Source organism: Rhodococcus sp. HNM0563, assembly GCF_012726195.1.
GTDB lineage: Bacteria > Actinomycetota > Actinomycetes > Mycobacteriales > Mycobacteriaceae > Rhodococcus.
Genome location: NZ_JAASAF010000007.1, coordinates 78,716 through 103,306, shown reverse-complemented (window position 1 = coordinate 103,306; position 24,591 = coordinate 78,716). Strand labels below are relative to the sequence as shown.

Annotated in this window: 27 protein-coding genes and 2 pseudogenes; 14 read left to right on the top strand and 15 right to left on the bottom strand. The window is 64.9% G+C overall.

Annotated elements, in window-relative coordinates; all coding sequences use genetic code 11:
* Positions 1–6 precede the first annotated feature (6 nt).
* Both HCA61_RS17460 and HCA61_RS17455 read left to right on the top strand, forming a co-directional pair.
* Complete coding sequence (locus HCA61_RS17460) at positions 7–1,077, top strand: nucleoside hydrolase (RefSeq protein ID WP_346777581.1); 1,071 nt, start codon at positions 7–9, stop codon at positions 1,075–1,077.
* 35 nt (positions 1,078–1,112) lie between these two features.
* Positions 1,113–1,514, top strand: coding sequence for an Lsr2 family protein (locus HCA61_RS17455; RefSeq protein WP_169689463.1), 402 nt, complete (start codon positions 1,113–1,115; stop codon positions 1,512–1,514).
* On the opposite strand, the gene HCA61_RS17450 is transcribed toward HCA61_RS17455, so the two are convergent.
* Positions 1,453–2,958 (bottom strand): FUSC family protein, encoded by a 1,506-nt coding sequence (locus tag HCA61_RS17450; protein WP_169689462.1) that lies wholly within the window; start codon positions 2,956–2,958, stop codon positions 1,453–1,455. The genes HCA61_RS17455 and HCA61_RS17450 overlap by 62 nt on opposite strands.
* Before the next feature lie 70 nt (positions 2,959–3,028).
* Here HCA61_RS17450 and HCA61_RS17445 point away from each other — a divergent pair, with 70 nt between their 5' ends.
* Positions 3,029–3,541: a MarR family transcriptional regulator gene (locus tag HCA61_RS17445; protein WP_169689461.1), complete on the top strand. Its 513-nt coding sequence runs from the start codon at positions 3,029–3,031 to the stop codon at positions 3,539–3,541.
* A gap of 22 nt (positions 3,542–3,563) precedes the next feature.
* Here the strand turns inward: HCA61_RS17445 and HCA61_RS17440 are convergent, their stop codons facing one another.
* On the bottom strand, positions 3,564–4,037 hold the full coding sequence (locus HCA61_RS17440) for a hypothetical protein (RefSeq protein WP_169689460.1): 474 nt from the start codon (positions 4,035–4,037) through the stop codon (positions 3,564–3,566).
* Between the two features lie 231 nt (positions 4,038–4,268).
* Between HCA61_RS17440 and HCA61_RS17435 the strand changes: the two genes are divergently transcribed.
* Complete coding sequence (locus tag HCA61_RS17435; RefSeq protein WP_169689459.1) at positions 4,269–4,856, top strand: HdeD family acid-resistance protein; 588 nt, start codon at positions 4,269–4,271, stop codon at positions 4,854–4,856.
* 24 nt (positions 4,857–4,880) lie between these two features.
* Here the strand turns inward: HCA61_RS17435 and HCA61_RS17430 are convergent, their stop codons facing one another.
* From HCA61_RS17430 to HCA61_RS17420, 3 genes are all read right to left on the bottom strand, one after another.
* The gene (locus tag HCA61_RS17430) at positions 4,881–5,288 is read right to left on the bottom strand and encodes a TIGR03618 family F420-dependent PPOX class oxidoreductase (RefSeq protein WP_169689458.1); all 408 of its coding nucleotides are present in this window, start codon (positions 5,286–5,288) and stop codon (positions 4,881–4,883) included.
* Between the two features lie 87 nt (positions 5,289–5,375).
* The gene (locus HCA61_RS17425) at positions 5,376–5,753 is read right to left on the bottom strand and encodes a hypothetical protein (protein WP_169689457.1); all 378 of its coding nucleotides are present in this window, start codon (positions 5,751–5,753) and stop codon (positions 5,376–5,378) included.
* A gap of 165 nt (positions 5,754–5,918) precedes the next feature.
* Entirely contained in the window at positions 5,919–6,572 is a 654-nt protein-coding gene (locus HCA61_RS17420; RefSeq protein ID WP_169689456.1) for a TetR/AcrR family transcriptional regulator, read from the bottom strand.
* Positions 6,573–6,692: 120 nt separating this feature from the next.
* Here HCA61_RS17420 and HCA61_RS17415 point away from each other — a divergent pair, with 120 nt between their 5' ends.
* The gene (locus HCA61_RS17415; RefSeq protein WP_169689455.1) at positions 6,693–8,171 is read left to right on the top strand and encodes a DHA2 family efflux MFS transporter permease subunit; all 1,479 of its coding nucleotides are present in this window, start codon (positions 6,693–6,695) and stop codon (positions 8,169–8,171) included.
* Positions 8,172–8,296: 125 nt separating this feature from the next.
* A complete protein-coding gene (locus HCA61_RS17410) occupies positions 8,297–8,617 on the top strand; it encodes a GYD domain-containing protein (RefSeq protein ID WP_169689454.1) in 321 nt (106 codons plus the stop codon).
* Here the strand turns inward: HCA61_RS17410 and HCA61_RS17405 are convergent.
* From HCA61_RS17405 to HCA61_RS17375, 7 genes are all read right to left on the bottom strand, one after another.
* Positions 8,596–9,750 (bottom strand): CoA transferase, encoded by a 1,155-nt coding sequence (locus HCA61_RS17405; protein WP_169689453.1) that lies wholly within the window; start codon positions 9,748–9,750, stop codon positions 8,596–8,598. The two genes, HCA61_RS17410 and HCA61_RS17405, sit on opposite strands and share 22 nt — an antisense overlap.
* Entirely contained in the window at positions 9,747–10,985 is a 1,239-nt protein-coding gene (locus tag HCA61_RS17400) for an acetyl-CoA C-acetyltransferase (protein ID WP_169689644.1), read from the bottom strand. Before HCA61_RS17400 ends, HCA61_RS17405 begins: the two co-directional genes overlap by 4 nt.
* Positions 10,969–12,663 carry an AMP-binding protein gene (locus tag HCA61_RS17395; RefSeq protein ID WP_169689452.1) on the bottom strand — a complete coding sequence of 565 codons (1,695 nt, stop codon included), beginning with the start codon at positions 12,661–12,663 and terminating at the stop codon, positions 10,969–10,971. Before HCA61_RS17395 ends, HCA61_RS17400 begins: the two co-directional genes overlap by 17 nt.
* Entirely contained in the window at positions 12,660–13,520 is an 861-nt protein-coding gene (locus HCA61_RS17390) for an alpha/beta hydrolase (protein WP_169689451.1), read from the bottom strand. The genes HCA61_RS17395 and HCA61_RS17390 overlap by 4 nt, the downstream gene beginning before the upstream one ends.
* Complete coding sequence (locus tag HCA61_RS17385; RefSeq protein WP_169689450.1) at positions 13,517–14,263, bottom strand: hypothetical protein; 747 nt, start codon at positions 14,261–14,263, stop codon at positions 13,517–13,519. The genes HCA61_RS17390 and HCA61_RS17385 overlap by 4 nt, the downstream gene beginning before the upstream one ends.
* Positions 14,260–15,456 (bottom strand): acyl-CoA dehydrogenase family protein, encoded by a 1,197-nt coding sequence (locus HCA61_RS17380; protein ID WP_169689449.1) that lies wholly within the window; start codon positions 15,454–15,456, stop codon positions 14,260–14,262. The genes HCA61_RS17385 and HCA61_RS17380 overlap by 4 nt, the downstream gene beginning before the upstream one ends.
* An 87-nt stretch (positions 15,457–15,543) precedes the next feature.
* Positions 15,544–16,146: a TetR/AcrR family transcriptional regulator gene (locus tag HCA61_RS17375; RefSeq protein WP_169689448.1), complete on the bottom strand. Its 603-nt coding sequence runs from the start codon at positions 16,144–16,146 to the stop codon at positions 15,544–15,546.
* Between the two features lie 125 nt (positions 16,147–16,271).
* Here HCA61_RS17375 and HCA61_RS17370 point away from each other — a divergent pair, with 125 nt between their 5' ends.
* From HCA61_RS17370 to HCA61_RS17360, 3 genes are read left to right on the top strand one after another with little or no spacing between them, the layout of a single operon-like run.
* Positions 16,272–16,769 carry a nuclear transport factor 2 family protein gene (locus HCA61_RS17370; protein WP_169689447.1) on the top strand — a complete coding sequence of 166 codons (498 nt, stop codon included), beginning with the start codon at positions 16,272–16,274 and terminating at the stop codon, positions 16,767–16,769.
* On the top strand, positions 16,766–17,137 hold the full coding sequence (locus tag HCA61_RS17365) for a DUF485 domain-containing protein (RefSeq protein WP_169689446.1): 372 nt from the start codon (positions 16,766–16,768) through the stop codon (positions 17,135–17,137). The genes HCA61_RS17370 and HCA61_RS17365 overlap by 4 nt, the downstream gene beginning before the upstream one ends.
* Positions 17,134–18,750, top strand: a complete 1,617-nt coding sequence (locus HCA61_RS17360) for a cation acetate symporter (RefSeq protein ID WP_169689445.1) — start codon at positions 17,134–17,136, stop codon at positions 18,748–18,750. The genes HCA61_RS17365 and HCA61_RS17360 overlap by 4 nt, the downstream gene beginning before the upstream one ends.
* A gap of 14 nt (positions 18,751–18,764) precedes the next feature.
* Here HCA61_RS17360 and HCA61_RS17355 read toward each other — a convergent pair whose 3' ends face one another.
* Both HCA61_RS17355 and HCA61_RS17350 read right to left on the bottom strand, forming a co-directional pair.
* Positions 18,765–19,295, bottom strand: a complete 531-nt coding sequence (locus tag HCA61_RS17355; protein WP_169689444.1) for a DinB family protein — start codon at positions 19,293–19,295, stop codon at positions 18,765–18,767.
* 61 nt (positions 19,296–19,356) lie between these two features.
* The gene (locus HCA61_RS17350; RefSeq protein WP_169689443.1) at positions 19,357–19,539 is read right to left on the bottom strand and encodes a hypothetical protein; all 183 of its coding nucleotides are present in this window, start codon (positions 19,537–19,539) and stop codon (positions 19,357–19,359) included.
* Positions 19,540–19,690: 151 nt separating this feature from the next.
* On the opposite strand from HCA61_RS17350, the gene HCA61_RS17345 reads away from it, so the two are divergent.
* The 5 genes and pseudogenes from HCA61_RS17345 to HCA61_RS26380 all read left to right on the top strand — a co-directional run.
* A complete protein-coding gene (locus HCA61_RS17345; protein ID WP_169689442.1) occupies positions 19,691–20,149 on the top strand; it encodes an SRPBCC domain-containing protein in 459 nt (152 codons plus the stop codon).
* Entirely contained in the window at positions 20,136–20,474 is a 339-nt protein-coding gene (locus tag HCA61_RS17340; RefSeq protein WP_240959745.1) for a metalloregulator ArsR/SmtB family transcription factor, read from the top strand. The genes HCA61_RS17345 and HCA61_RS17340 overlap by 14 nt, the downstream gene beginning before the upstream one ends.
* Before the next feature lie 44 nt (positions 20,475–20,518).
* On the top strand, positions 20,519–21,514 hold the full coding sequence (locus tag HCA61_RS17335; protein WP_169689440.1) for an MBL fold metallo-hydrolase: 996 nt from the start codon (positions 20,519–20,521) through the stop codon (positions 21,512–21,514).
* A gap of 269 nt (positions 21,515–21,783) precedes the next feature.
* Positions 21,784–23,149 (top strand): annotated as a pseudogene (locus tag HCA61_RS17330) (ISL3 family transposase).
* A gap of 33 nt (positions 23,150–23,182) precedes the next feature.
* Positions 23,183–23,284: pseudogene (locus tag HCA61_RS26380) on the top strand (ISAs1 family transposase); the annotation flags it as partial.
* A gap of 155 nt (positions 23,285–23,439) precedes the next feature.
* Here the strand turns inward: HCA61_RS26380 and HCA61_RS17325 are convergent.
* A complete protein-coding gene (locus HCA61_RS17325; protein ID WP_169689439.1) occupies positions 23,440–24,489 on the bottom strand; it encodes an MBL fold metallo-hydrolase in 1,050 nt (349 codons plus the stop codon).
* Between the last annotated feature and the right edge of the window lie 102 nt (positions 24,490–24,591).

Sequence of the window (24,591 nt, the reverse complement as noted above, 5' to 3'; positions counted from 1 at the left end):
TGTGCTGTGGGCTCCCCCGACCTCCCGAACACACCGGCTCGACTCGTCGTCGACGTGGACACCGGCATCGATGATGCCCTTGCGCTGCTGTATCTGCTCGCGAGCCCGGACGCCGACATCGCTGCGGTGTTGTGCACGGCCGGAAATGTTCCCGTCGATCAGGTGACCGCGAATACCCTTGCGGTGCTTGAAATGTGCGGCAGATCCGACATCGAGGTCGCGGTCGGGGCGCAGGTTCCGCTCGTCGCACCGTTGATGACCACCGAGGACACCCACGGACCGCTGGGGGTCGGGTACGCCGAGCTTCCGCCGGCATCGCGCGCGCCGTCGGCACGCAGCGCAGCCGAGGCATGGGTCGAGCTCACACGCACACACCCGGGCGAGCTGACCGGACTGGTGACCGGGCCGATGACGAATCTCGCGCTGGCGATACGGATGGACCCGGACCTTCCGAGACGACTGCGCCGACTGGTGATCATGGGCGGTTGTTTCAACCATCCCGGAAACACGACGCCGACGTCCGAATGGAATGTGGCGGTCGACCCGGAGGCCGCGCGCGAAGTGTTCGATGCGTTCTCCGGTCTACCCGACTCGCAGCGTCCGATCGTGTGTCCGCTGGACGTCACCGAGACCATCGAGATGCACGCCGTGCATGTGGCGAGGATCGCGGAGGCAGCGGAAAGCCTTCCTGCCGAAGTACTGTCGCCCGACGATCCGCGGGGGCTGCGGTCTCGGGCGTCGAACATGGTGGTGCGTCACCTGTCGGATTCCCTTCGCTTCTACATGGAGTTCCACCGCGACCAGAATCTCGGGTTCCTCGCGCACGTGCACGATCCGTTCGCGGCAGCCGTGGCGCTGGGAACAATTCAGTACACGACAAAGCCCGCGACCGTGGATGTCGAGCTGGAGGGACGCCTCACCCGTGGCACCACGATCGCCGACTGGGCGGGCATGTGGGGGCGCGAACCGAACGCGGATATCGTGACCGGCACCCGGCCCGAGGCATTCTTCGAGCACTTCGTCGCCCGGGTTGGTGCATTTGCCCGGAATTTGAAGCTACCCTTCAGTAACAACTAGCGTCTTGGTTGAAAGTTCGGGGACAAGGAGACAGTGTGGCGCAGCAGGTGCGTGTCGAGTATTACGACGATATCGACGGCGAACCGATTACCGACGGTCTGGCGCAATCATTCCGGATCACGGTCGACGACGTGGAATACGAGATCGATCTTCGCCCCTCCAACGCAGACAAGTTCTGGGCCGTTCTGCAGCCATGGCTCAGCGAGTCGAAGCGCAATCGGACACCGAAGCTACCCAGCATCCCTCCCACAGCCCAGGTAGCGGCACCCACTCCGGCACGGAAGCGAAAGCCACGCGATCGCAAGGTGATTCCCGGTCGCTCACCCGAGCAGCTGGCCGCGGTCCGTCATTGGGCACGGGGCCAGGGCTTCGATGTCAGTTCACGCGGACGAATTCCGTCGCACATTCTCGAGAGTTTCGAGGCAGCTCACGCGTGACCTCGGTCAGGTGAGCACGGTCGCCGCGCTGGAGGGTCAGCGCGGCGACGATCACACCGACCACAACGCCGATCAAGGTGTCGCCGACGCGACTGAGTGCGACATCCGGACCGAGACCGGTGCCCAGTCCGGTCAGCATCAGCGCCATCGCAGTGACGAACACCGACGCGAGCGCGTAATTTCGCGTGACGACCATTTCGGTGGCCGTCTGGAGCACCACGATGACGACGACCAGCGGCCAATAGCCCAGATCCAGCACGAGCAGCACCGCAGCAAGCATTGCTCCGAACGCATTGCCGATCAGTCGTTGGATCGCACGCTGCACGGTATGGCGGTAGTTCACGCCCTGTAGTGCGGCCATCGCGCCCATCGTCGCCCAAAGCGGATGGTCCATCCCGACGGCGGCGGCAAACCATCCCGCAAGCAGAGACGCGATCGCAACCCGTGCGACACCCATCAAGATCTCACCATCGCGTAGGCGCCGAACACCGTCTCCGACGAAACCCCAGAAGCGCCCGGCAACTCCGGCACCGCCGACCACGACCCCCTCCGCATCGATTCGGGGAATGTCGATGTCGCGCCGCACCTTGCGCAATTCCGTCTCGAACCGGCGGAAGTCGTCGCGCCGCGCACGCACCGTGTCGTGGGACCCACTGTCGAGCACGTTCTCGGCGGCGTCGAGCAGTGCGAGCAGCTCGCGGCTGTGAGTTCGTATCCGGCGGTCGCCACCGAGGGCGATCACCTCACGGGCAGCGGCGATGTTCCGGCGGGCCGTAGCAACTTCTGCCGCGCCGTCGGATTCCACCGCGACACTTTCGAGCGCAGAAACAGAGGCCAGCGCACGGGCAACTGCGACTCGCGCCGGACTCTGCGGGTGCGACAGCGCGGGGAGCATCGCGATAGTCCAACCGACCATCGAACCGATGGCGGCTGCAGCGGTGACGAGACCCACGTCCGCAGCACTGTGGGCGAAACCGGCCGCACCAGCTGCGGCGAAGATGAGGATCACGGGGCCGGGGCCAGTGAGACGGAAGGCTGTGAACAGCCAGAACGATACGCCGGCAGCTCCCGACAGAAGAAGAATCTGCAACCACATCGGCAGCCCCACGGCGCCGAGCGTGGCACCGAATGCGGTGAAAGCGATGAGTCCGCCGGCAACGCACGCAAGCTTCGTGGCGAGCCTCGGAAACGGTTCGTAGCGGAGAAAGGCCGAACAGAGCGCACCCAGCGCGGCGAATCCCGCAACTTCCGGGTGGCCGAGCAGGCCACCCCCGACCAGCGCGATCAAGGTGGCGACGCCGACACGAACGGCCACAGCGATCGTGGGATCACCCCTGCGTATCTCGAGAGCTTCCCGCCACGCGGTGGCCGACACCGAATGCGCCAGAGCGCCGCCCGAATCACGGAGGCGGTCGCGGTCGGAGAGTCGGCGTGTCGGAAGCATGATTCCAGGTTAATACTTCACAGGTAAAATATCTACGAAGTTGTTGGTTCTCGGACGTTAGAATGCACACATGCCCACGCACCCCACCCCGCCCGACTACGTCGAACGCATACGTCACGCGTGGGCGGCCCGCTACCCCGAACTCGATCTCCGCGCAATCGACGTGATCGGCCGTATCACCAGAATCGGCTCGCTCGCGCTTGCGCAGCTCGAGAAAGAACTCGAGCCGAGCGGCGTCGGACGCACCGAATTCGAGGTACTCAGCGCACTCGCACGCAGTGAACACCCACTACGTGCCAGCGAGGTCACCTCCGTCACCGGCATCTCGGGGGCCTCCACCACCAAGCACACCGAACGACTCGTGAAGATCGGCCTGATCGAACGTCAGCGTCTCGAACGCGACGGACGCGTGGTCCTGCTCTCGCTGACCGATGAGGGGCGCGAGGTCGTCGAGCGGGAACTTCCGCGCCGCGTCGCAAGCGAGAAGAAGATGCTCGACGGACTCAGCGACGACGAACTCGACGTGCTCACCGGACTGCTGCAGCGCATCGCGCGCAATGTCGAAGAGCAGACGCTGCGCTGACGCGCGCCCGGGACAGTGTCGGTCAGGGCATTTCCATGGTCTCGGACCGCTCGATCTCGGCGACAGCACGTCGCAGATACGGGCCCGGCGTAGATCGGCGCGCGGCAAGAAGGTCGGCGAGCACCAGTACACCCGCGCTCAGGTAGTCGGCCGGTCGCACTTTCGGCGCTTCCTCGTCGTGCACACCCAAGGTGCCGGTGAGCACGGCAACCACCGCGTCGGGCTGCAGCGACGGCAGCCAGCGCATCCCGTGCCGAAGGGCTCGCTCGAGCACGCTCTGGACATCCTCACCCGTCAATCCGTCCGGGTGAAGCTCCTCGAGCAACTCGCGCACCATCCCCGCGTGCACCGCGGTGACCTGCTCGTACGGAAACGCGACCAGCTCGGCGAGCGCTTCGTCGAACGCGGACACCGCCTCGCTGCGGGCCGCCGTCACCGCGGCGTCGGTCTCAGTGGCGATCTGCCGGGTGATCGTCGGCCAATGTTCGGGCCACACGTGCTACTCCTCCAGACGCTCGGTCCCGGCGGTTCCGGGTCGTAGCCGGCGCTGCGATGACAGCGCGTCGTACGGGGCGAATCCTTTCATGCCGCGCCCCGCGACTACGGCTGCATTGGTCCATCGGTATGACGGTCTCGATTTCCCCTACGAATCAAGGTAAGCCGACCTATTCTGAGGACCATCAACATCGGACCATCAAGATCGCGTCGTCATACGCAAGGAGCCGTCATGTCCGCGAATCCGGAGTCAGCATCCGACCTGTTCCGTTCGGTGTTCAAAACAGTGTGGTGGGTGGTGCTGATTCGAGGCATCCTCGCGGTCCTGTTCGGCATCGTCGCCCTGGTATGGCCGGGGATCACCGTGTGGGCCCTCGTTGTCGTATTCGCCGCGTACGCGATCGTCGACGGGGTGGTCCTCGTGTGGCATTCCATCCGCGATCGAGCAACGCTCGACGGCTGGGGGCTGTGGCTGGCCATGGGCATCCTGTCGGTTGTTGCCGGCCTGGTCGCGCTGTTCTGGCCGGGAATCACAGCGCTGGTACTGCTGTACCTGATCGCGTTCTACGCAATCCTGTTCGGCATCATCGGCATTGTCGGTGCCCTGCGGTTCCGTAAGGTCCCGGATTCCGGGTGGGTGTGGTCGCTGATCGCCGGGGTAGTTGCAGTGATCTTCGGCGTGATCCTGCTGATCTTCCCCGGCTCCGGCATCCTCGGCCTGATCGTCCTGCTCGGCATCTACGCGATCCTGTTCGGCATCCTGCTGATCGTCATGTCGTTCCAGGTTCGCAGCGCCGCCAAGAAGGCCGGCATCATGTGAGCAGGCCGCTCCCCGGCGCCGGCCTCACGCGTTCATCAACCGGCCCCACGCATGCCAGCGGTCGATCTCGATCCACGCGCTCACACGCTTACGGTCGCGAACATGATAGGGCTGCCCGGTGTAGTGCCGGGCGATCCGATCGATGTCGGTCAGGTCGGGGTCGTCGACGAATTCGACGACCCTGCCCTGAATGCTCACGTGGGTGACCCAGTCGTCCGGATCCATCGCACTCAAAGCCACTCGCGGATCATTGCGGAGATATTCGAGACGCTTGCGGCCCTCGTCCATGTTCACGAGGATGCGGCCGTTTTCGTAGATGTACCAGGTGGGGACCGAAACGGGCTGGCCGCTGGCGCGCAACGAAGCAATCGTTGCGTGGTTGGGACGAGCGAGTAGTTCTGCAACGGCGTCGGGAAGCGGGGGCTTCGGCACGGTGAAACTCCTCCAGGACGGTGGTCTGTTCGAGTTCGAAACCCGAGCGTAGCGAACACCGGTCTCGAGACCATGCCTCCCGCACGGTCATTTGGGGAGCGCAGCGAAACCGCCGTGTTCGGCCTGCTCCCCCGGATCCCGCAGCGCCTCGTCCACACCACTGCACGGAACGCCCCAGGACTTGGCGCGCTGCATCAGCGTGGCCTCCGCGGGAGTACACAGTCCGTCGAGGACGTTGTCGGTCGCGACCGCGTAGACGACCCGCTCATCGAGTTCCCGGGTCGGGGTGAGCCCGTGCTCGACCGCCCATCGCCGCACAAGTTCCCATCGGGTGAGCTCCGCCAGGCTGGCCGGGGTCCCGATCAGCAGCACCCGTGGTCGGGTTGCGCCCGGCCGCACGGGTTCCGGGGAGACGAATGTGTCGGGACGGACTGCGGTCATGAGTTGCCTTTCGGAGGTCTCCACGGATCCAACGTGTCAACAACTAATGGGTGAAATCACAAACACATTTCATTGTGATTGGCATTACACCACAATCGGGTCACACGCCACCCAGCCGACACGCCCAGGCTCCGGAAGGCTACACATCTCTCCGTCCTCCATCGGCAACCGTGGTTGCGCCGGCAACCTCTATCCGTCGGCAGCCGACGACGTCATGGCAGCCACCGCTGGGGCCATCCGATCCAGCGCCCACAACCATCGCGAGTACGGCGTCGGATGCTCCGGAGTGGAACCCATCGTGTCCCAGGTCCACAACGCCACACGCCAGGCGCTGAAAGCCAATTCCGCGTGGAGTCGCGCTTCGCCCGCGTCGAAACTCGGGGCCAGTGCACGCAGGACCGTGACGGCGACACGGGTCAATTCACCATCCTCGCTCGAGAGATGGGCACGCAGTTCCGGTTCCGCATCCAGCAGCGCGCCGATGCGCCGATGTTCGTGATGATCGATCGGATCGTCGCGGATGAGTTCTCCGAGCCTGCCCATCAAACGTCCTACGGCGTGCCGGGGAGTCAGCGCAGCATCGGCGTCCGGGGGGTGATTCGCCGCGAGGGCAAGCAGGGCCACCCTGAGTTCACCCTGCCCGGGCAGGATCGCAGCCTCCTTGGATGGGAAATAACGGAAGAAGGTCCGTGCGGAAACGCCGGCCGTCTCCGCGATCCGAGCCACCGTCGTCGCCTCCAGCCCATCGCGCTCCACGCAATCGACAGCGGCCTGGTGGATCAGCGCAGTGGTCTCGCGTCGGCGGCGCTCGCGCAATCCCCGCGCGGGTGCGGATTCAGACATATCGACATCCTGCCGCATCGATCCTGTGGGGCACCACACCATTCTGTCGCATTACGCCAACTTGGCAGAGTGTGTCATAATTTCCTGTCTCCGCATCCCACTCGGAAATCAGGTACCTCCTTGACCACGACGGCCCGAACCGCCGCACCCACAGCACTCGCGCCGGCTGTGAAGGGCACGATCACCGTGCTCGCCGTAGCCGCCTTCGTCATGATCCTCAACGAGACGGTCCTGGCAGTGGCCATGCCGCAACTCATGATCGACTTCGGCGTGGACGCCACAGCAATCCAGTGGCTCTCGACGGGATTCCTGCTGACCATGGCCGTAGTCATCCCGACGACCGGCTTTCTCCTGCAACGCTTCACGGTCCGCGCCCTGTTCACGAGCGCGCTCGTACTGTTCCTCGCCGGTTCGCTGATCGCCGCGTTGGCCCCCAGCTTCCCCGTCATGCTCGCTGCCCGTGTGGTCCAGGCCGGCGGCACCGCGATCATCATGCCGCTGCTCATGACCACCACGCTCACCTCGGTACCCCCGGCCCGACGCGGCGCGATCATGGGCATGAACACCATCGTCATCGCATGCGCCCCGGCCGTCGGCCCCACGCTCTCCGGAGCCATCCTGGGTTCGGTCGGCTGGCGCTGGATCTTCTGGATGATGGTCGCCATCGCCGCCGTGACGCTGCCGATCGGACTGACCTTCATCGCCAATGGCGGCGAGCCCCGGCGCGCCCCGCTCGATGTGCTCTCGGTAGTCCTGTCCGCGTTCGGTTTCGGTGGCATCGTCTACGCCCTGTCGGGCGCGGAGGCCGCACTGAGAGGCGCATGGATTCCCACGGCCATAGCCCTTGCGGTAGGAGCCGTCGGGCTGGTGCTCTTCGTCGCGCGCCAGCGGATGCTGCAGGACCGCGGCGCGTCACTACTGGATCTGCGCCCTTTCTCTGTGCCGACGTTCCGCTACTCCGTCATCACCGTGGCAATCGGCTTCGGCCTGCTCTTGGGTTCGGTGGTCCTGCTGTCCATGGTTCTGCAGCACGGACTCGGAATGAACTCGCTCGAGGTCGGACTGTTGTTGCTACCCGCCGGGCTCGTCCAGGCGGTGCTTGCACCCTTCGTCGGCCGGGCTTTCGATCGCGTCGGCCCCCGCCCTTTGGTCCTTCCCGCGACCGTCCTCCTGGCCGTGTCGATGTTCGCACTGGCCTTCATCTCCACCTCCACCCAGATCTGGTACGTGCTGCTTTTCAACACCCTGTACGGAGCCGGTATGGCCTTCGTGCTCACATCCCTGCTGACCGTCTCGCTCTCGTCGCTACCGCGCCACCTCTACGGCCACGGTTCAGCGATCATGAACACCTTCCAGCAGCTGGCCGGAGCTGCCGGCACCGCACTGTTGGTGGCGGCCATGACATTCGGTGCCTCCAAGGCGACCGAAACGGGACCTGCCGCGGAGATCGCGGGAGCCCGCTGGGCATTCCTGATCTCGGGGGTGCTCTGCTTGATCGCGATTCTCACCGCGACGAAGATCCACCCGGCAGCAGCCGAATCGTCTCGACCCGAGTCCCTGGTCCCCGTGGAAGACGACGACAAGGTTCGCATCGTCTAGGGAAGCGCACTCCCGAAGGTGCCTCGTCGACAGGTGGGTCTCTTTCCTCGAAACCACCGCGCGTTGCGCGCGAGGTGTCCGACCATGGAAGGCGACAGCAACGCCGGCCGAGGAAAGCAGGAACCATGCCGACATACCTGTGGCAGGTCACCTATACCGCAGAGGGCGCAAAGGGACTACTGAGCGACGGCGGGAGCGCCCGCCGCGATGCGATCGTCGCCATGGTCGAAAGCGTCGGCGGCACCGTCGAGTCCGTGCACTTCGCGTTGGGAGGGCACGATCTGTACGTGCTCGGTGAGGTGCCCGACGAAATTGCCGCCGCCACTTTGGAACTGCGCACCATCGCGTCGGGTGCAGCGCGGTCGAAGCCGATCGCGCTGCTCACCCCCGAGCAGGTCGATGAGGCTTCGCGCCGCGATGCGTCCTATCGAGCGCCCGGCAGCTGACCTGCTCCGAGCACCTCGGCGGTGTGCTCCCCGTGCCGAGGTGCTGGACGCGCATCGGTGTACCGGCCGTTCCAGCGCAACGGAGACCGCGCGGTGAGCACAGGGCCGATATCCGGCTGATCGATGTACTGCACCACCGAGTCGGGGCGGGCGGCGAGATCTGCGGCCACTTCGTCCATCGTGCGGTACGGCGCCCACAACACCCGCGTGCCCGCGAGGTCCGCTTCGATTCGAGCGAGGGTTCGTCGCGAAAACCAGGGTGCAAGGATTGCGGTGATCGCCTCGCGCGCCGCATAGCGGTCGCCCTCGAGATCGAAGTCGAGCCCGCGCTGCGCACCGAGCGCGTCGAACACCGCTCCGGTGCCGGTGACCTCGACAAGCGCCCGCCACTGTCCACGAGTCAGACCGACGATCATGACGTAGCGGCCGTCTGCGGTTGCGAACTCGGAACCGTAGCTGCCGTACAGGGCGTTGCCCTGCAACTCACGCCCCGACCCACGTGCCTGAGCTTCTGCAAGCCAGCCCATGCTCGCGACCGCAGCATGTGCGACGTCGTCGAGCGCGAGTTCGAGATACGCTCCCTCGCCGGTCTGTTCACGGCGACGCAGCGCGGTGACGATGCCGAGTGCGGCATGCACGCCGGTGAGCAGATCCCACGCGGGCAGCACATGGTTGACCGGTGCACCGAGACCGGTCGGGCCCGTCATCAGCGGGATGCCCGCGGCAGCGTTGACGGTGTAGTCGACCGCCGGGGTGCCGTCCGCATTGCCCGCGATATGCACGTGGATCAGGTCCGGCCGATGCGCGAGGAGCACATCGTGGGCGAGCCACGGGGCGTGCGCCGCGTTCTCGAGGACGATGCCTGCGTCGGCGATCAATTCGATGACGCGGGCGCGATCCTCGTCGCTGCGCAGATCCACCGCGATCGAACGTTTCGCCTGATTCAGCCCCGTCCAGTACAGGCTCGCGCCGTTCTCGGTCACTGGCCAGCGGCCTCCGTCGACGGCACCGCCGACCGGGTCGACGCGAATGACGTCGGCGCCGAGTTCGGCGAGCATCCGGCCTGCCGTCGGCCCGGCGACGAAGCTGGACAGATCGATTACGCGGACGCCGTCCAACGGCCGCACGGTCACGCGACCCGCTCGAAGATCGCGGTCAGGCCCTGACCACCGCCGATGCACATCGTCTCGAGGCCGTAGCGCGCGCCGCGACGATCGAGTTCACGCAGCATCGTCGCGAGGATCCGCACGCCGGTCGCGCCGACAGGGTGACCGAGGGAGATCCCGGATCCGTTGACGTTGGTGCGCTCGAAATCTGCTGCGGTGAACTTCCATTCGCGCGTCACGGCGAGGGCCTGTGCGGCGAATGCCTCGTTGAGTTCGATGAGGTCGATATCCGACAGGTTCAGTCCCGCACGATCGAGTGCTTTCGCGGTGGACGGCACCGGGCCGATGCCCATCTCGGCGGGCGCCACTCCGGCGGCAGCCCATGTGACGAGCTTGCCCAGCGGGCGCAGACCGAGCCGGTCCGCGGTCGCGCGGTTGGTCACGATGCAGGCTGCGGCACCGTCGTTCTGCCCGCTGGCGTTGCCCGCAGTGACGGTGGCGTCGGGATCCTGCTTGCCCATGATCGGGCGGAGCTTCGCGAGCGTCTCGACGGTGGTGTCGGCGCGCGGGTGCTCGTCGCGGTCGATCGTCTTCGGATCACCCTTGCGCTGCGGCACCTGCACGGACACGATCTCGTCGGCGAACTTCCCCGATTCGATCGCGGCAACGGCACGGCGGTGCGATTCGACAGCCAGTTCGTCTTGTTCTAGGCGGGGGATGTCGTACTTCCGCCGCAAGTTCTCGGCGGTTTCGAGCATGCCACCGGGCACCGGATAGTTGCGGCCACCGGCGGTGACACGGCCGCGGGCGAGGCGGTCGTGCAACGCGGCGGGCGCACCCTTCGCTCCCCAGCGCATCGATTCGGTGTAGTACTCGGAGCGGCTCATCGATTCGACTCCGCCGGCGATGACGATGTCGGCGACCCCGGTCTGCACGCGCATCGCGGCATCGAGCACCGCCTGCAGACCGGAACCGCATCGACGGTCGAGTTGCAGACCGGGGACGGTGACGGGCAGGCCCGCATCGAGTGCCGCCACACGACCGATCGCGGGTGCCTCACCGTTGGGATAGCACTGGCCGAAGATGACATCGTCGATCTTCCCGGGGTCGAGCGCTGTGCGCGACAGTAACTCCGAGATGACACGCGCGGCCAGGTCGGTGGCGGGCACGTCGATGTACATGCCGCCGTAGCGACCGACGGGGGTACGCAGTGGCTCGCAGATCACCACATCGTTCGCGTTGGAATCAGTCACGACGGAAATCCCTTTCACGGTCGGTCCAGTTCTGCGCCCATTCGCGCAGTTCTACGGCCCGGATCTTCGAGCCGTTCCCGCCCACAGTGGTGGGCATGCGGTCGATGACATGGATGGCCGCCGGCACCTTGAATGCGGCGAGTTCGCTCTTGCACCAAGCTTTCAGGTTCTCGGCATCCGTGTCGGCGGGCGCATCGTCCGTCGGTACCACGAAACCGACGGCCTGCGTGTAGCCACCGTCGCCGGTGATCCCGACGACCTTCACGACACCCACCCCCGGGTGCTGTGCGAGGCGACCCTCGATTTCGGCGGGGTCGACGAGGAACCCTCGCAGGCGCAGCACGTCGCCCATGCGGCACACGTAACGGTAGCCGCCGTCGCCCAGTGCCACAGCGAGGTCGCCGCTGCGAAACCAGCCGTCCTTCGTGAAGGCGCGCACCGCAGCCTCGGGATTACCCAGGTAGGCGTCGACGACGTTGGGGCCGCGGAACTGCAGTTCACCCTGCTCGCCGTCTGCGACCCGCGTGTCGTCGAGAGGATCCGCGACACGCAGTTCGATCGCAGGCTCGACCGCGCGGCCACCACCGTTCCAGCGCACCGATTCCGGGTCGTCTGCGTTCCACAACATCGTGAGAGCGAACACCTCGGACGACCCGAAGACACCGGAGGTGTGCGTGCCGAACTCGTCGCGCGCCCACCGTGCGATCTCGTGCGATCGTCCGAGGAAATCGGCGATCCCGATCCACCTCAGGGTCGACAGATCCATTCGCTCTCCGTCATGCCACTCGTCGTAGAGGCGGCCGAACAGGTCGTCGGCACCCACCGCATGGGTGACCTTCACCTGCCGCATGCGGCGGAGCACCGCCGACGGATCGAACACCGTTTCCATGAGCAGTGCTCCGCCCCCGGCGATCATCGCCATGGCGGTGCTGAAGCCGAACACACCGGAGACGGGAAGAACACACAGCCCCACGTCACCCTCCCCGACCTGCATGATCGCAGCATCGGCATGGCCGTGTCGCACGATGGCGCTGTGACGGTGGGCCGCGAGCTTCGGGACACCGGTCGAGCCGGAGGTCGTGAACGCGACAGCCAGCCTGTCGTCGGGGTCGTCGTCGACTCCGGCTGCGGTGAGGGTTGCCCGATCGGGTGTGTCGGGAACCCGGATGCCTCCCGTGACTCCGCTCCCAGCGATCCAGGATCCCCCGCCGAGATCGAATTCTCTGTCGATGGTGGAGGTTTCGATGGGTCCGTGCACCACCGCGACGACCGGGGTCGCCACATCGGGAACAGATGCGGCGGCTTCGGCGAGGCGACCGAACAGGTCCAAACCGTGGAATGCAGCCGGGACGGCGACCACGGCCGGACATGCAGCAGTGAGGATGTGGGCGACCTCACCGGTGTTGTACCGGGTATTGACACCGATGACGTGAGCGCCCACCGTGGCTGCGGCGAACTGCCAGACAAGCGCGTCGGACCAGTTGGGCAGCATCACCGCGATGCATTGGCCGGGACGGACTCCGACGGCGTCGAGTTCGGCGCACAGCGCTTCGGCGCGGTTGCGCAGATCGGCTCTGCTGCTGACGATGACGTCGTCGCCGACCACGTCGTACGTGATTGCCGATTCGGGGTTTTCGGAGACGAGTGTGTCCAGTAGCGCCGAGAGAGTCTCGGTTCTGGTGCTCACAGCACTACCTCCTCGGCGACAACCGACTGCTGCAATTCGTTGATCCAGGTATCGACGAGTACTGCGAAGTCGTCGATCTCTTCCATCGGGTAGTGGCCGATCCCGTCCAGTACGGTGAATCGTGCACGACCGGGCGTGGTTTCGTTGGCGATCTCTGCGACGCGCGCGATTTCGTCGACATTGATCCACGGGTCATCACGGCCCGCGACGACATGCAAGGGTGCCGTGACCTGGTTCAGCCGGTCGCGCACGTCATGAGTGCCCCAGCCGATCAGGTCGGACGACGAGATCTCCGGGTCTTCACGCTTGTGCATGAGCGCTATCAGGTGGGCCTTGCGCTCGGGAACCGAACGTCCCACCGATGCAAGAGTACCCAGGTACGTCCGTTCGGCACGAGCAGGACCGGCGACGTCTTCGAGTTCTCGACGGAGACCGTTGACGTTGACGCGACCGGGACCTGCTTCGGCCTCCATGGCGATCGCGCCGGAGAGTGGCCGCTCGGGGCGGGTTGCGAGTTCGAGGGTGAGTTTGCCACCGATCGAGCAACCGATCACGTAGGGGCGTTCGATCTCCAGAGCGTCGAGTACGCCGCACAGCCAGTCGCCGTAGTCGACGATACTGGTCACCGGACCGGACGGTGCAGGCTCGGAGCGTCCATGACCGGGCAGGTCGGGCACGATCACGCGGTAACCCCGGTCTGCGAGGTCGCGCGACACGTGCCGCCACTGCACGCCGCTCTGACCGGCAGTGTGGATGCACAGGACCGCAGGCAATGCCTCGACGTCGAGGTGGTCGGGTGTGACGATCTCGACGAAGCCGAGAGCGCCATCGATTTCGAGATAACGTGCCTCGATCATGAGTCGGCCTTCCGGGCGATGAGTCGCGCATGCGCGATGATCATGTTGAGCGGTTTGGTCAACCTCAGGTACTCGTATCCGTCTCCGGTGGAGGAGAACTCACCGCTGATCGCGCGCCGCATGAAATCGTCGGCATCCGACAGCACGAGGTCGACCCAGGTATGGGCCGGTGCGACGAAGGTGAACGTGGCGCCGTGAGGGACACGGCGGGTGACATCGATGATGTTGCCCTTGTAGACCCGGAGGTGGAGTTCCCTGTCGCCGCAGCGCAGACCGATCGTGCCGTCCCAGGTGGACAGTGACGAGGTAAAGCCCCGATCGTCTTCGAGGCTGTCGCTCAGAAGGTTTCCCCATTCAGCGCTGCAGAAGTCGAGTTCCGGGGCGGATACGGCCGCGGCGGGGTCGTCGAGAATCCATGTTTCGGTGCCGCTCTCGAGAATCGCCCCGGCTTCGTCGCGCAGCCTGATGTGCCGCTCGATGCGGCCACCGGCAACGCGGGTGATCACGGACTCGATGATCACCGTGTCGTTCACGCCCACTGGACGGTCCGTCTTCCATTGGGCTTGCGTCCGGTTGGCATCGGGTACGGCGGGGACGACGATGTCTGCGGCAGTCACACCGACACCGGGGGAGCCGGCGGGCAGGGACACCCCGGCAGCCGAGAGGATCTCGGACACGAGGAACGACTGCGGCCCGGTCCGGTCGCCGACCGCGGCAAGTTTCGGGGACATTGCGGTGCTCATGCTTTTTCCGGCCTTCCGAGCAGTTCGTCCGAGATGATTCGCATCTGGATCTCGCTGGTGCCTTCGAAGATCTTCGTCAGGCGGGCGTCGCGCCAATGCCTTTCGACCTGGAAGTCGGTGGTGTAACCGGCGCCACCGTGGATCTGCACTGCCTCGCTCGTGACCTGTTCGGCCATCTCGGTTGCCACCAGCTTGCACATCGACGCTTCGAGCGAGCAGCGGCGTCCGGAATCGATGTCGGTAGCCACCGAGTACATGAGCTGGCGGGCCGCTTCGATATCGGCGGCCATCTTGGCGATCTTGAACCGAAGATGCTGGAAATCGCCGATGGGGCGCCCGAACTGACGGCGGGTGTGCATGTATTCGATGGAGTCCTCGAGCGCGGCGCGGGCCAGGCCGATCGCGCGGGCAGCGGTGTGGGCGCGGCCTACTTCGAGGCCGGATACGGCAAGGTAGAAGCCCTTGCCTTCTTCGCCGAGCATCCTGCCTGCCGGGATGCGGTAGTTGTCGAACGCCAATTCCCAAGTGCTCCAGCCGAAGTAACCGATCTTCCGGACCTTCGTGCCCGAGATTCCGTCGGGGAATCCGCCGCGCTCCTTCTCGATGAGGAACGCGCTGATCCCGCGATGCGGCTTGGCCGGGTCCTTGTTCGGGTCGGTACGAGCGAACAGCACCATGTAGTCTGCCTCGTCGGCGTATGTGCACCACATCTTCGTGCCGTTCACGACCCATTCGTCGCCGTCACGCACGGCTCGGCACGAAATGTTGGCAACGTCGGAACCCGCTTCGGCCTCGGACAGCGCGTAGGCACCGAGGTATTCGCCGCGCGCGACCTTGGGGAGCAGGGCTTCCTGCTGTTCCGGCGTGAAGCCACCGCCCATACCGTTACCGCGCGCAAGCAGACCCGACACGCTCATCCATGCACGGGAGAGTTCCTCCGCGACGAGGCAGTACTCGAAGACGCCGAGCCCGAGGCCGCCGTACTCCTCGGGGATCATGATCCCGAAGAAGCCGATCTCGGCCATCTCCTTCTTCAGCGAATCCGGGATCGTGCCCTGGACGGGGTCGAGTTCGTTCGCCACGGGCAACACCCGCGTCATCGCGAAGTCGCGGGCGAGATCTCGGATCTCGAGGCGCTCTTCGGTCAAGTAGCGCGGCGAATCGGTGCGGGGCTGAGACGGCCGGTGAGTCATGGGTACTCCCTCTATGGACCGGAGTAGGTCATTAACGCTTGTTCACCCAGTACAGCACGAGACCTATCGGCCGTCAATGTCCCGGGGTCAGGCTTTCCGGTATCCCACGAGGTTGAGCGCATATCGCCCGTAATCGTCGGCCACTTCCTGCGCAGTGAGCGGGCCGTCCGCACGGAACCACAGCGGGATCCCCGCACACATCGTCAACACCGCCGTGACGGCCTGATGCACGTTCGGGAGATCGAATAACCCCTGTTGGGAGGCCGCTTCCGCAATCCCGACGAACAATTGCTCCTGCGCGTCACGCGACCCCACGACACGTCGGCGATTGAGATCGTCGAGATAACGCAGCTCCGTGTTGGCCACCAGACAGGCCCGCGGATTCCGCGCAGTGAACAGCGCATGGGCGACGACGGCGACCTTCCATCTCTCCGCCGGATCCGAACCGGCCTTCCGCAGAGCATTCCGGGTCGCGGTGAACTGCTCATCGCTCGCTCGACGCAGGATCTCGACCAGCAGTTCCGACTTGTTCTCGAAGTGGTTGTAGACATTTGCAGCACTACAACCTGCACTGTTCGCGATATTTCGCATGGTTGCACCGTGAAATCCGGAGGCATAGAACTCGTCGAGAGCGGTCTCGAGAATTCGCTCCCGGACGGACGACAGTGTCGCAGTTGACCGCGTGTTCATCTTTCGAAGGGTAGAGGTACATGCGTCGACCAGCAACAACGCCCTGGTTGACCGCATACCTACCCCTTGCTATGGTTCGCATCACATGAACATGCGTTAATCCAAGCGCTTCCGGAGGCTCTCCCGTGACCAACCCCGAATCCGATCGCTCTCTCATCGAGCGCATCACTCGCCTCGAAGACCTGGAGGCGATCCGCACGCTCGATGCCCGGTACTGCCGCCATCTCGACGACGGAAACTGGGACGCCCTGATGGACCTGTTCACCGAGGACGGCGAGTTCGACGGCCTATCACATCCCAAGGGCAAGGACGAGATGAAAACGTTCTTCGCCGGACTTGCCGACGGCGGCCTCACTGCGTTCTGGCATTTCATCACCAACCTCGAAATCGACCTCAACGGTGACCGCGCCACGGTCCGCTCGTTCCTGTGGCAGCCGTGCGTCACCGACGGCACGGCAAGCATCGCGGCCGGACGCTACACCGACGAGGTCGTCAAGATCGACGGCCGGTGGCTCTATCGCGTCAAACAGGTCCGATTCCATTTCTTCGGGCCCCTCGAAGCCGGCTGGGACGAGAACCTCTTCGCGCTCGACACAGCACGCCGGGCGGCGGTGCGGGCATGAACGGCACCGTCTCCAACCAGGGCACCTTCGCTGCGGACGATCTGATCTGGTCGCGGATGCTGCAGCTACCCGAGGTCGCCGAACTGCGGCATCGACGCAAGATGGTCACCACCACCCTCGGCGGCATCACCATCGCGTTGTTCACGGGCTTCCTCGTGGCCTGGATCGGATTCCCCGATCAACTCGGTTCCACATCCGTCCTGGGAATCCCGCTTTCGCTCTGGGTGGTTCTGAGCCAGTTCGCTGGAACCTGGGTCCTCGTATGGGCGTATTTCCGACTGTCCCGCACCTACATTCAGCCCGCCGCCGACGCCGCGATCCGCGCTGTCGCCGACAACCGGCCCGAGACCGAGGAGGTCGTCGCATGACCGGCGACGCCGATTACCTGGCCATCGCAATCTGCAGTGCCGTCATCTCACTGACCCTGTGGGTGACGTTCGCGGCATCCCGGCGCGCCAAGAGCGCCGATGGTTTCTTCGCGGCCGGCCGCTCGATCTCTAGTTGGCAGAACGGATTTGCCATCGCCGGTGAGTTCATCTCCGCCGGTAGCTTCCTCGGCACCACAGGCCTGATCTTCTCCAAGGGCGTCGACGGCACCGTCATCCTGTTCACGTCCGTCATCTCTTTCCTGCCGGTGCTGTTCCTGCTCGCTGAGAAGATGCGCAATCTCGGCAAGTACACCCTCGCCGACGTGCTCGTCTTCCGCACCGAATCCCGCAATGTGCGGGTCGTGGTGGCGCTCAGCACCATCGCGACCGGCACGTTCGTGTTGCTCGCCCAGCTCGTCGCCGCCGGCGTGTTGCTCGAATCGGTGTCCGGTATCCCGTTCTGGCTGTCGGTGATCGTCGCGGGTTCGCTCATGGGTATCTACGTGTTCGTCGGCGGCATGCTCGCCACGACCTGGGTTCAGGTCATCAAGTCGTCGATCCTGTCGGTCCTCGCGCTCATCGTGTGCTTCGGCATTCTCGCGCAGTTCGGCTTCAGCTTCCCCAAGGTTCTCGGCGACGCCACCGACAATGCTGTTGCGGGCGAAGCCATCCTGTCACCGGGCCTGATCTTCGGCGAGACCAGCGCGATCAACCTCGTCTCCTACGCCTTGGCGTTCGCACTCGGCACCGCCGGCATGGCGCACATCCTCATCCGGTTCTTCACCGTCCCTGAGGCACAGACCGCACGACGCTCGCTCGGCTGGACAGTCGCGCTGTGCAGCATGTTCTACCTCATCGTCATCGTGATGGGCTTCGGCGCCGCGGCGCTGCTCGGCCCGAACGGTACCGATCTCGTCGGCCCCGGCGGCAACCTCGCCGCTCCGGTCCTCGTCACCGAACTCGGCGGCGGCATCGGCACCACCGGCGGTTCGATCGCGCTCGCGCTCGTCGCCGCGGTTGCCTTCGCGTCCATCATCGCCGTCGTCGCAGGTGTGGTCATCTCCGCCGCAGGAACATTCGCCCGCGATGTGTGGCCGGCCCTGACCCGCAAGGAACCCGTCGAGCATCTCGACGTCGCGGACCGGCGGCGCGAGGAGAACGCCCAGGCGCGAATCGCCCGATACGGCGCGGTCGTATTCAGCATCATCGCCATCGGTCTGACCATGCTGATCGGCGACGACACCAACATCACGTTCTTCATGGGCATGGCGTTCATGGTCGCCGGTAGCGCCCATCTCCCCGCCCTGGTCCTGAGCCTGAACTGGCGACGGTTCAACAGCACCGGCGCGGTGTGGGGCGTGCTTACCGGGCTGATCTCGACCGTCGTGAGCCTGATGTTCACCGAGGCACTGTGGATGGGCAGCGGACCCGCGCCCTTGACGATCCAGCTGCCGGTGATCTTCACGATGCCGCTCGGCCTGGCCGCCTGTGTCGTCGGCTCGCTCGTGGCCGAGAAGCGCCATGGTCGCGGCGTCCACGACGACGAGAAGTTCGCCGAGATGCTCGTCCGGGCAGAGACCGGCATCGGCGCGGAGCTCGCCGGCACCCACTGACGTCTGCGAGAAGATCAGTCGAAGGTCATGCCGGCATCGGCGCCGCGTTGCATGGTGGTGTTCGCACCGTCGAGCGACTCGCGAATGATGTCGGCATGACCGCTGTGGTGGGCTGTTTCGCGGATGATGTGCAGCAACACCTTTCGCGCACTCCACCATTCCCGCTCCGGCGCCCACGGTGCGGTCGGGAGCGGAACCTGCAGGTCGAGGTCGAGGCGTGCGACGAATTGCTCGGTCGCGGCCGCCACCTTCGCATACTCGTCCAGCAAACCGGCCAGGGTCTCGTCGTCGCTCATGTGGTACGACTCCGCTGCAGAGTCCATGTCGAAGACGGCGTTCTCGTCGAGCTGGCGGATCCTGTCGATCCAGCCGCTCTCGGTGCCCGATACGTGCTTGATGAGTCCGCCGAGGGTGAGGTCGCTGGCGGTGCTTCGGGCGCGAGCGCCCGCGTCGTCGAGTCCGCGCACGGTGATGAGGAGCATGTCTCGTTGTTCCGCGAGCATGGCCAGAATATCGGCGGCTTCGACGGTCATGTTTTCGGTCATGCAGTCAATGTAAGAACAATCGCGGTCGATTTCGGTCCGCAATCCTTTGATCCGACGAAATCTACGCCGCGAATCCGACCGCGCCGATCACCGGGATGACCGTCATGAACACGATCGCGATGACGAACAGGGCGATCGTCAGCTTCCGGTTCCACTTGGCTCGCGCTCCGCTGGCCGCGGCGAGGAAGAATACGAAGCCCAGACAGATGGAGCCGATTCCGATGATCACAGGTGTTTCGAGCATGTGTCCATCATTCCGTACACCGGGCGAACCGATGCCACCGGTTGGGTAGTGCGATACGCGCACCGATATGCAACCGGGGGGTTGCAATAACGGCCATGCGCTGCAACCATGGAGTTGCACTTCATCCGGAGATCCACCCTCAGGAGGAATCATGACCGACCAACTCGGCACCATCGAACGACAGATCACGATCGACGCCCCGGCCGCACGAGTATGGGAACTCGTCGCCGAACCCGGCTGGTACATCAACGACAGCAGGATCACCGAACACCGGATCGAACGCAACGGCGACTTCACTGTAGTCCACGACCCCGTCCACGGCGCCTTCACATTCCGCACAGTCACGCTGGACGAACCGAAGTATGCAGCATTCCGCTGGCTGTCCGACCACACAGACCCCGGCAGCCCCTCCACGCTCGTCGAATTCCGACTCGATGCCGTCTCCGACACCTCGACCGTCCTGAGCGTGACGGAGACCGGGTTCGATTCACTCCCGGGTGACGCCGTCGAACGCCGCGCAAAGTACGAGGGCAATGTCGAAGGCTGGATCATCGAACTGGACCTCGCCAAGGCTCACCTGGAGAAGGGGAAAACGGTTGCAGCACACTGAGCCCGATCAGGAATCCGAGACCACACGCGTTTTCGCGGCTCTGGCCGACGAGACGCGGTGGCGGATCCTTCAACGCCTCGGGCGATCGCCCGCGTCCGCGTCGGGCCTCGCATCCGAGTTCACGGTGTCGCGCCAGGCCATCGCCAAACACCTGGCAGTACTCGAAGCATGCGAACTCGTCACATCCGAACGCGTCGGCCGCGAACTCCGGTTCTCCGCCGCCGGTTCCAGGCTGAGCGCGGTGGGCCGGGCATTGGACGCTGTCGGCTCGGGCTGGGATCGCAGGCTCGATGCCATCAAGGCGGCTGCGGAACGTTCTCGTTGAGTTCGGAGTAGCGTGAGAAAGCCGAACTTGTCGAGGGGGAGCGCATGTCGGAGTCGGGACTGACACAACTAGGCGACGGGGTGTGGGCGTTCCTGCGCCCGTCGGGCGGCTGGGGCGAGGCCAACACCGGGCTCGTCGTCGCACAGGGCACCGCGTCGCTCGTGGTGGATACCGTGTGGGACGTCGCGTGGGCAAAACGTGTCGCCGAAGTGCAGCAACCGCTCGTGGCCGACGCACCGATCACCGAGGCCGTCAATACTCACTCCGACGGCGACCACTGGTGGGGCAACGACACACTTCCCGCCGGGACACGCATCACGACCAGTGCGGCGGCACTGGACGGAATGCACGAGGATCTGCCTCCGGCGGCGCTGACCGCGATGGCCTCTGCCGGCGAGCTGATCGGGTGGATGCCCGGACCGGTCGGCGCGGCCGGGTCCTACATGGCCCGGGTACGGGCCGGCGCCCGGTTTCCGCGCCGGACGCCCCGCTTCCCCGACCACACCTTCGACGAGACCCACCGGCTCACGATCGGCGACCGAACCGTCGACCTCGAACGGCTCGGACCGTGCCACACCGCGGGCGACCTCGTGGCGCACGTGCCCGACGCGGGCGTGGTCTTCGCCGGCGACATGCTGTTCATCGGGACGACGCCCATCCTGTGGCACGGCCCGCTCGAGAACTGGATCGCGGCGCTCGATCGGCTGCTCGCGTGGGACGCCGACGTCTACGTTCCGGGTCACGGACCACTGTGCGGCGCCGACGAGATCCGTGAACTACGCGCGTACTGGGTGTGGTTGAGCGAGGCCGCCCGCGCACGATACGACCGCGGAATCGCGGCCCACCAGGCGGCACGAGAACTGGCTCGCAGCACCGAATTCGAACGATGGAACCACTGGAGCTCACCGGAGCGGATGGTGCTGAGCCTGAGCACCCTGTTCGACCAGTGGCACGGAAACCCACCCGGACCACCCACTGTGCTGCGCCGTGCACGGGCTTTCGCCGACGCCGAAACTATTCGGCGCGAGGGTGTGTTCTAGGACCAATACAGTTCAGTTCAGTTCAAGATGTTTCGGTAATTGAGTGATGGAAGGTCATAAGGAAGCCCGGTGTGGTCGAGGAAGCCGTGACACACGGTTCTAGTCCGACCCGATCCGGGTCAGCCCTGCCTCGGTGGCCACACGGACCTCGCCGAGGGTGTCGGGGCACAGGTTGGCCAGTTCAGTGGATTTCAGGCTCTCCCGACTTGATGGGGGTCTGACATGACCGATCCGGATCGTGTCGGTGATTGATCAGGGCTCGCGCCCTTGTGAACTGGGTGTTCCTACGCATCCAGCAGCAACAAAGGCGCGAGCATGCCCAACAGTAGTTCACGGCTGTTCGGTCCCGACGGCATTGTCGTCGAGACCGTTCGTGTCGATGGCGACGGAACCCGTGTGGTCGAGATCCGCACCGCACCCCAATGGGTCGGACGGTGCCCGAAGTGTGCGCACCGGTCGACGCGTTCGAAGAGGTGGGTCAGCACCCGCCCACGGGACATCATGATCGGTCCAGACCGGCCGAACCTGGTGTGGCGCAAGCGGAAGTGGTTGTGCACCAACATCGTGTGTGACCGGAAGGGGGTTCACCGAGTCGGTGCCGCAGATTCCACCGCGGTCACGGGTGACAGCGTGGGCGAAGTCCGAGATGGCACTGGCGGTCCTCGACGACGATCGGTCAGTGCAGGCGGTCGCCGCGTACGGCTGCACGTGGAACACCTGTCATCGTGCGGTGGTGGCGGTCGCCGACCCCGTCCTTGAAGTCGCTCCCGCACCAGTGCGGGTCCTCGGCATCGACGAGACACGCCGCGGCCGAGCCCGCTGGGAGATCTGCGAGGAGACCGGCCGCCGGACGCGGGTCGATCGGTGGGACACCGGCCTGGTCGACATCTCCGGCGATCAGGGACTGTTGGTGCAGGTGAACGGGCGCACCTCGGCGGTGGTCACCGACTGGTTCGCGGGGTGCGACCCGGACTGGAAAGCCCCGATCACCCACGTCGCCATCGACATGTCCGCCGTCTACGCGAAGGCCGTCCGTGAAGCTCTTCCGCACGCCCGCGTCGTGGTGGACCGCTTCCACCTGGCGAAGAAGGCCAACGAGATGGTCGACGCGGTGCGCCGGCGGATCACCCAGACCCGGCGAGGCCGCCGGGGCCGCAAGTCCGACGTCGAGTGGATCAACCGGCGCCGGCTACTGCGGGCCGCGGAACGGCTCACAGACGAGCAGCGGCGCGTCCTGTTCGACAAGCTCACCTCCGCGGACCCGAACGGGGACATCGCAGCGGCTTGGATCGTCAAGGAGTTGCTTCGAGATGTGTTGGCGTGCACCGATCGTGGTGGGCTTCGCTACGAGGTTCGAGATGCGTTGTATCGGTTCTACGAGTTCTGTGCCGCCTGCTCGGTGCCCGAGATCGCCGCGTTCGCGAACACCATCACCACGTGGCAGGACCCGATGGTCCTGGCGATCACCACCGGCCTGTCGAACGCCCGCAGCGAGGGCTACAACCGGATCGTCAAGCACGTCGGCAGGATCGCGTTCGGGTTCCGCAACCCGGAGAATCAACGTCGGCGGGTACGGTGGCCTGCACCCGCCAGTCTCGGCGGGCGTCAAGTGTCAGGCAGCTCCGCCCCTGCTAACTCGGAAGAGCCGGATTCGTGGGGCATTGGCACATCGAGAACAAGATCCACTACGTGCGGGATGTGACGTTCGATGAGGACCGCTCCACCGTCCGCACCGGTCATGGTCCGCAGGTGATGGCGACGTTGAGGAACGTTGTGGTCGGTCTTCATCGTCGGGCTGGGAATCGAACATCGCCCGGGCGTGCCGGCGATTGGCCGCCGACCCTCATCGCGCTGTCGACCTGGTCCTGTGTGCATGAAACCGCAGTTCACAGACCTGGAAGTCAACAACTACGGCACCCTGACGGTTACCCCGTGTGTGATTCGACCCGAACGTCTCGATCAGAAATATAAAATGCCATCAGGTCTTCGCCCACAGTCAATGGACCGTCGTATGTTTCGCGGGTGCGCTCGACAATCACTTCGATTGGCAGATCCGGGATCCGAGGCGGTGCCCCGTGCACGATGTGGGAGTACGCAGCCATCGCCGGTCGCGTACGAGCAAAAATCTCACCAGCCTGCTGGGGGTTGGTGTGATGCGAATACACATTCTGCAGAGCGGGAAGTGACGGATCGACGAAGTCTGCAACCTCGTGGATGAGCAGGTCGACGTCCTCACCGTACTTCAGTATATTCGGAGTCGGTCGGGTATCTCCGCTGATCAGAACCGAACTCTCGCCGTAGTCGATCCGGTAACCCACTGCCGGATCTATTGCGCCGGCCGCATCGTGTTCGACCTCGAACATCGTCACACGCACATCATCCCTATCAAAGATGACGCCTTCGTCGTCGAACTCATGGGGGGTGATGGCCGCGGTATCGCGAAGCAAATTCTCGTCCGCGACACGGACATCGATATCGTTCTGGTGCGTGAGCAGAAGGCCATCGCTGATCTGGCTGACGCCTGGAGGACCATATAGGTGGAATGAACCTTCACGACCGCCCAGCGCCGGAATATAGCCGGTGAGCCACAGGTCAGCGAGCCCATTGACGTGGTCAGAATGGAAATGGGTGAGGAACACTCCGTCGATTGTGCCGATCGGGACGCCCAGCTGATTCAAACGGATCGAGGCACCACGGCCTGCGTCGAAAACGAGGTTGAGCCCATTTGCCCGGACCAAGGTCGAATTACCGAACCTCTCGACGCTCGGAACGGGACTTCCGGTACCCAGAAGCACAACTTCGATGTCCGCTTGGTCAGCACCTGCAGCAGAGGCCAGCTCAGCCGGTGGCGAGGATGTTCGGCCCGATACGGCCCCGTCCTGCGAGGCAGGTTCGGACGTACTGCATGCGGCTAGCGTCAGACAGAGCGCGCCAGAAATGACCCCTGCAAGCCCGAGACGTGTTCCGATTCTCATTCGATTCCCTTCGCCAGAACGTTGACAGTGCTGCCGGCCGATGAAACACCGGGCAAATTGGGCCGACTCGGTTGGAAACCGAGAGTCGACAGCGCGAATGCG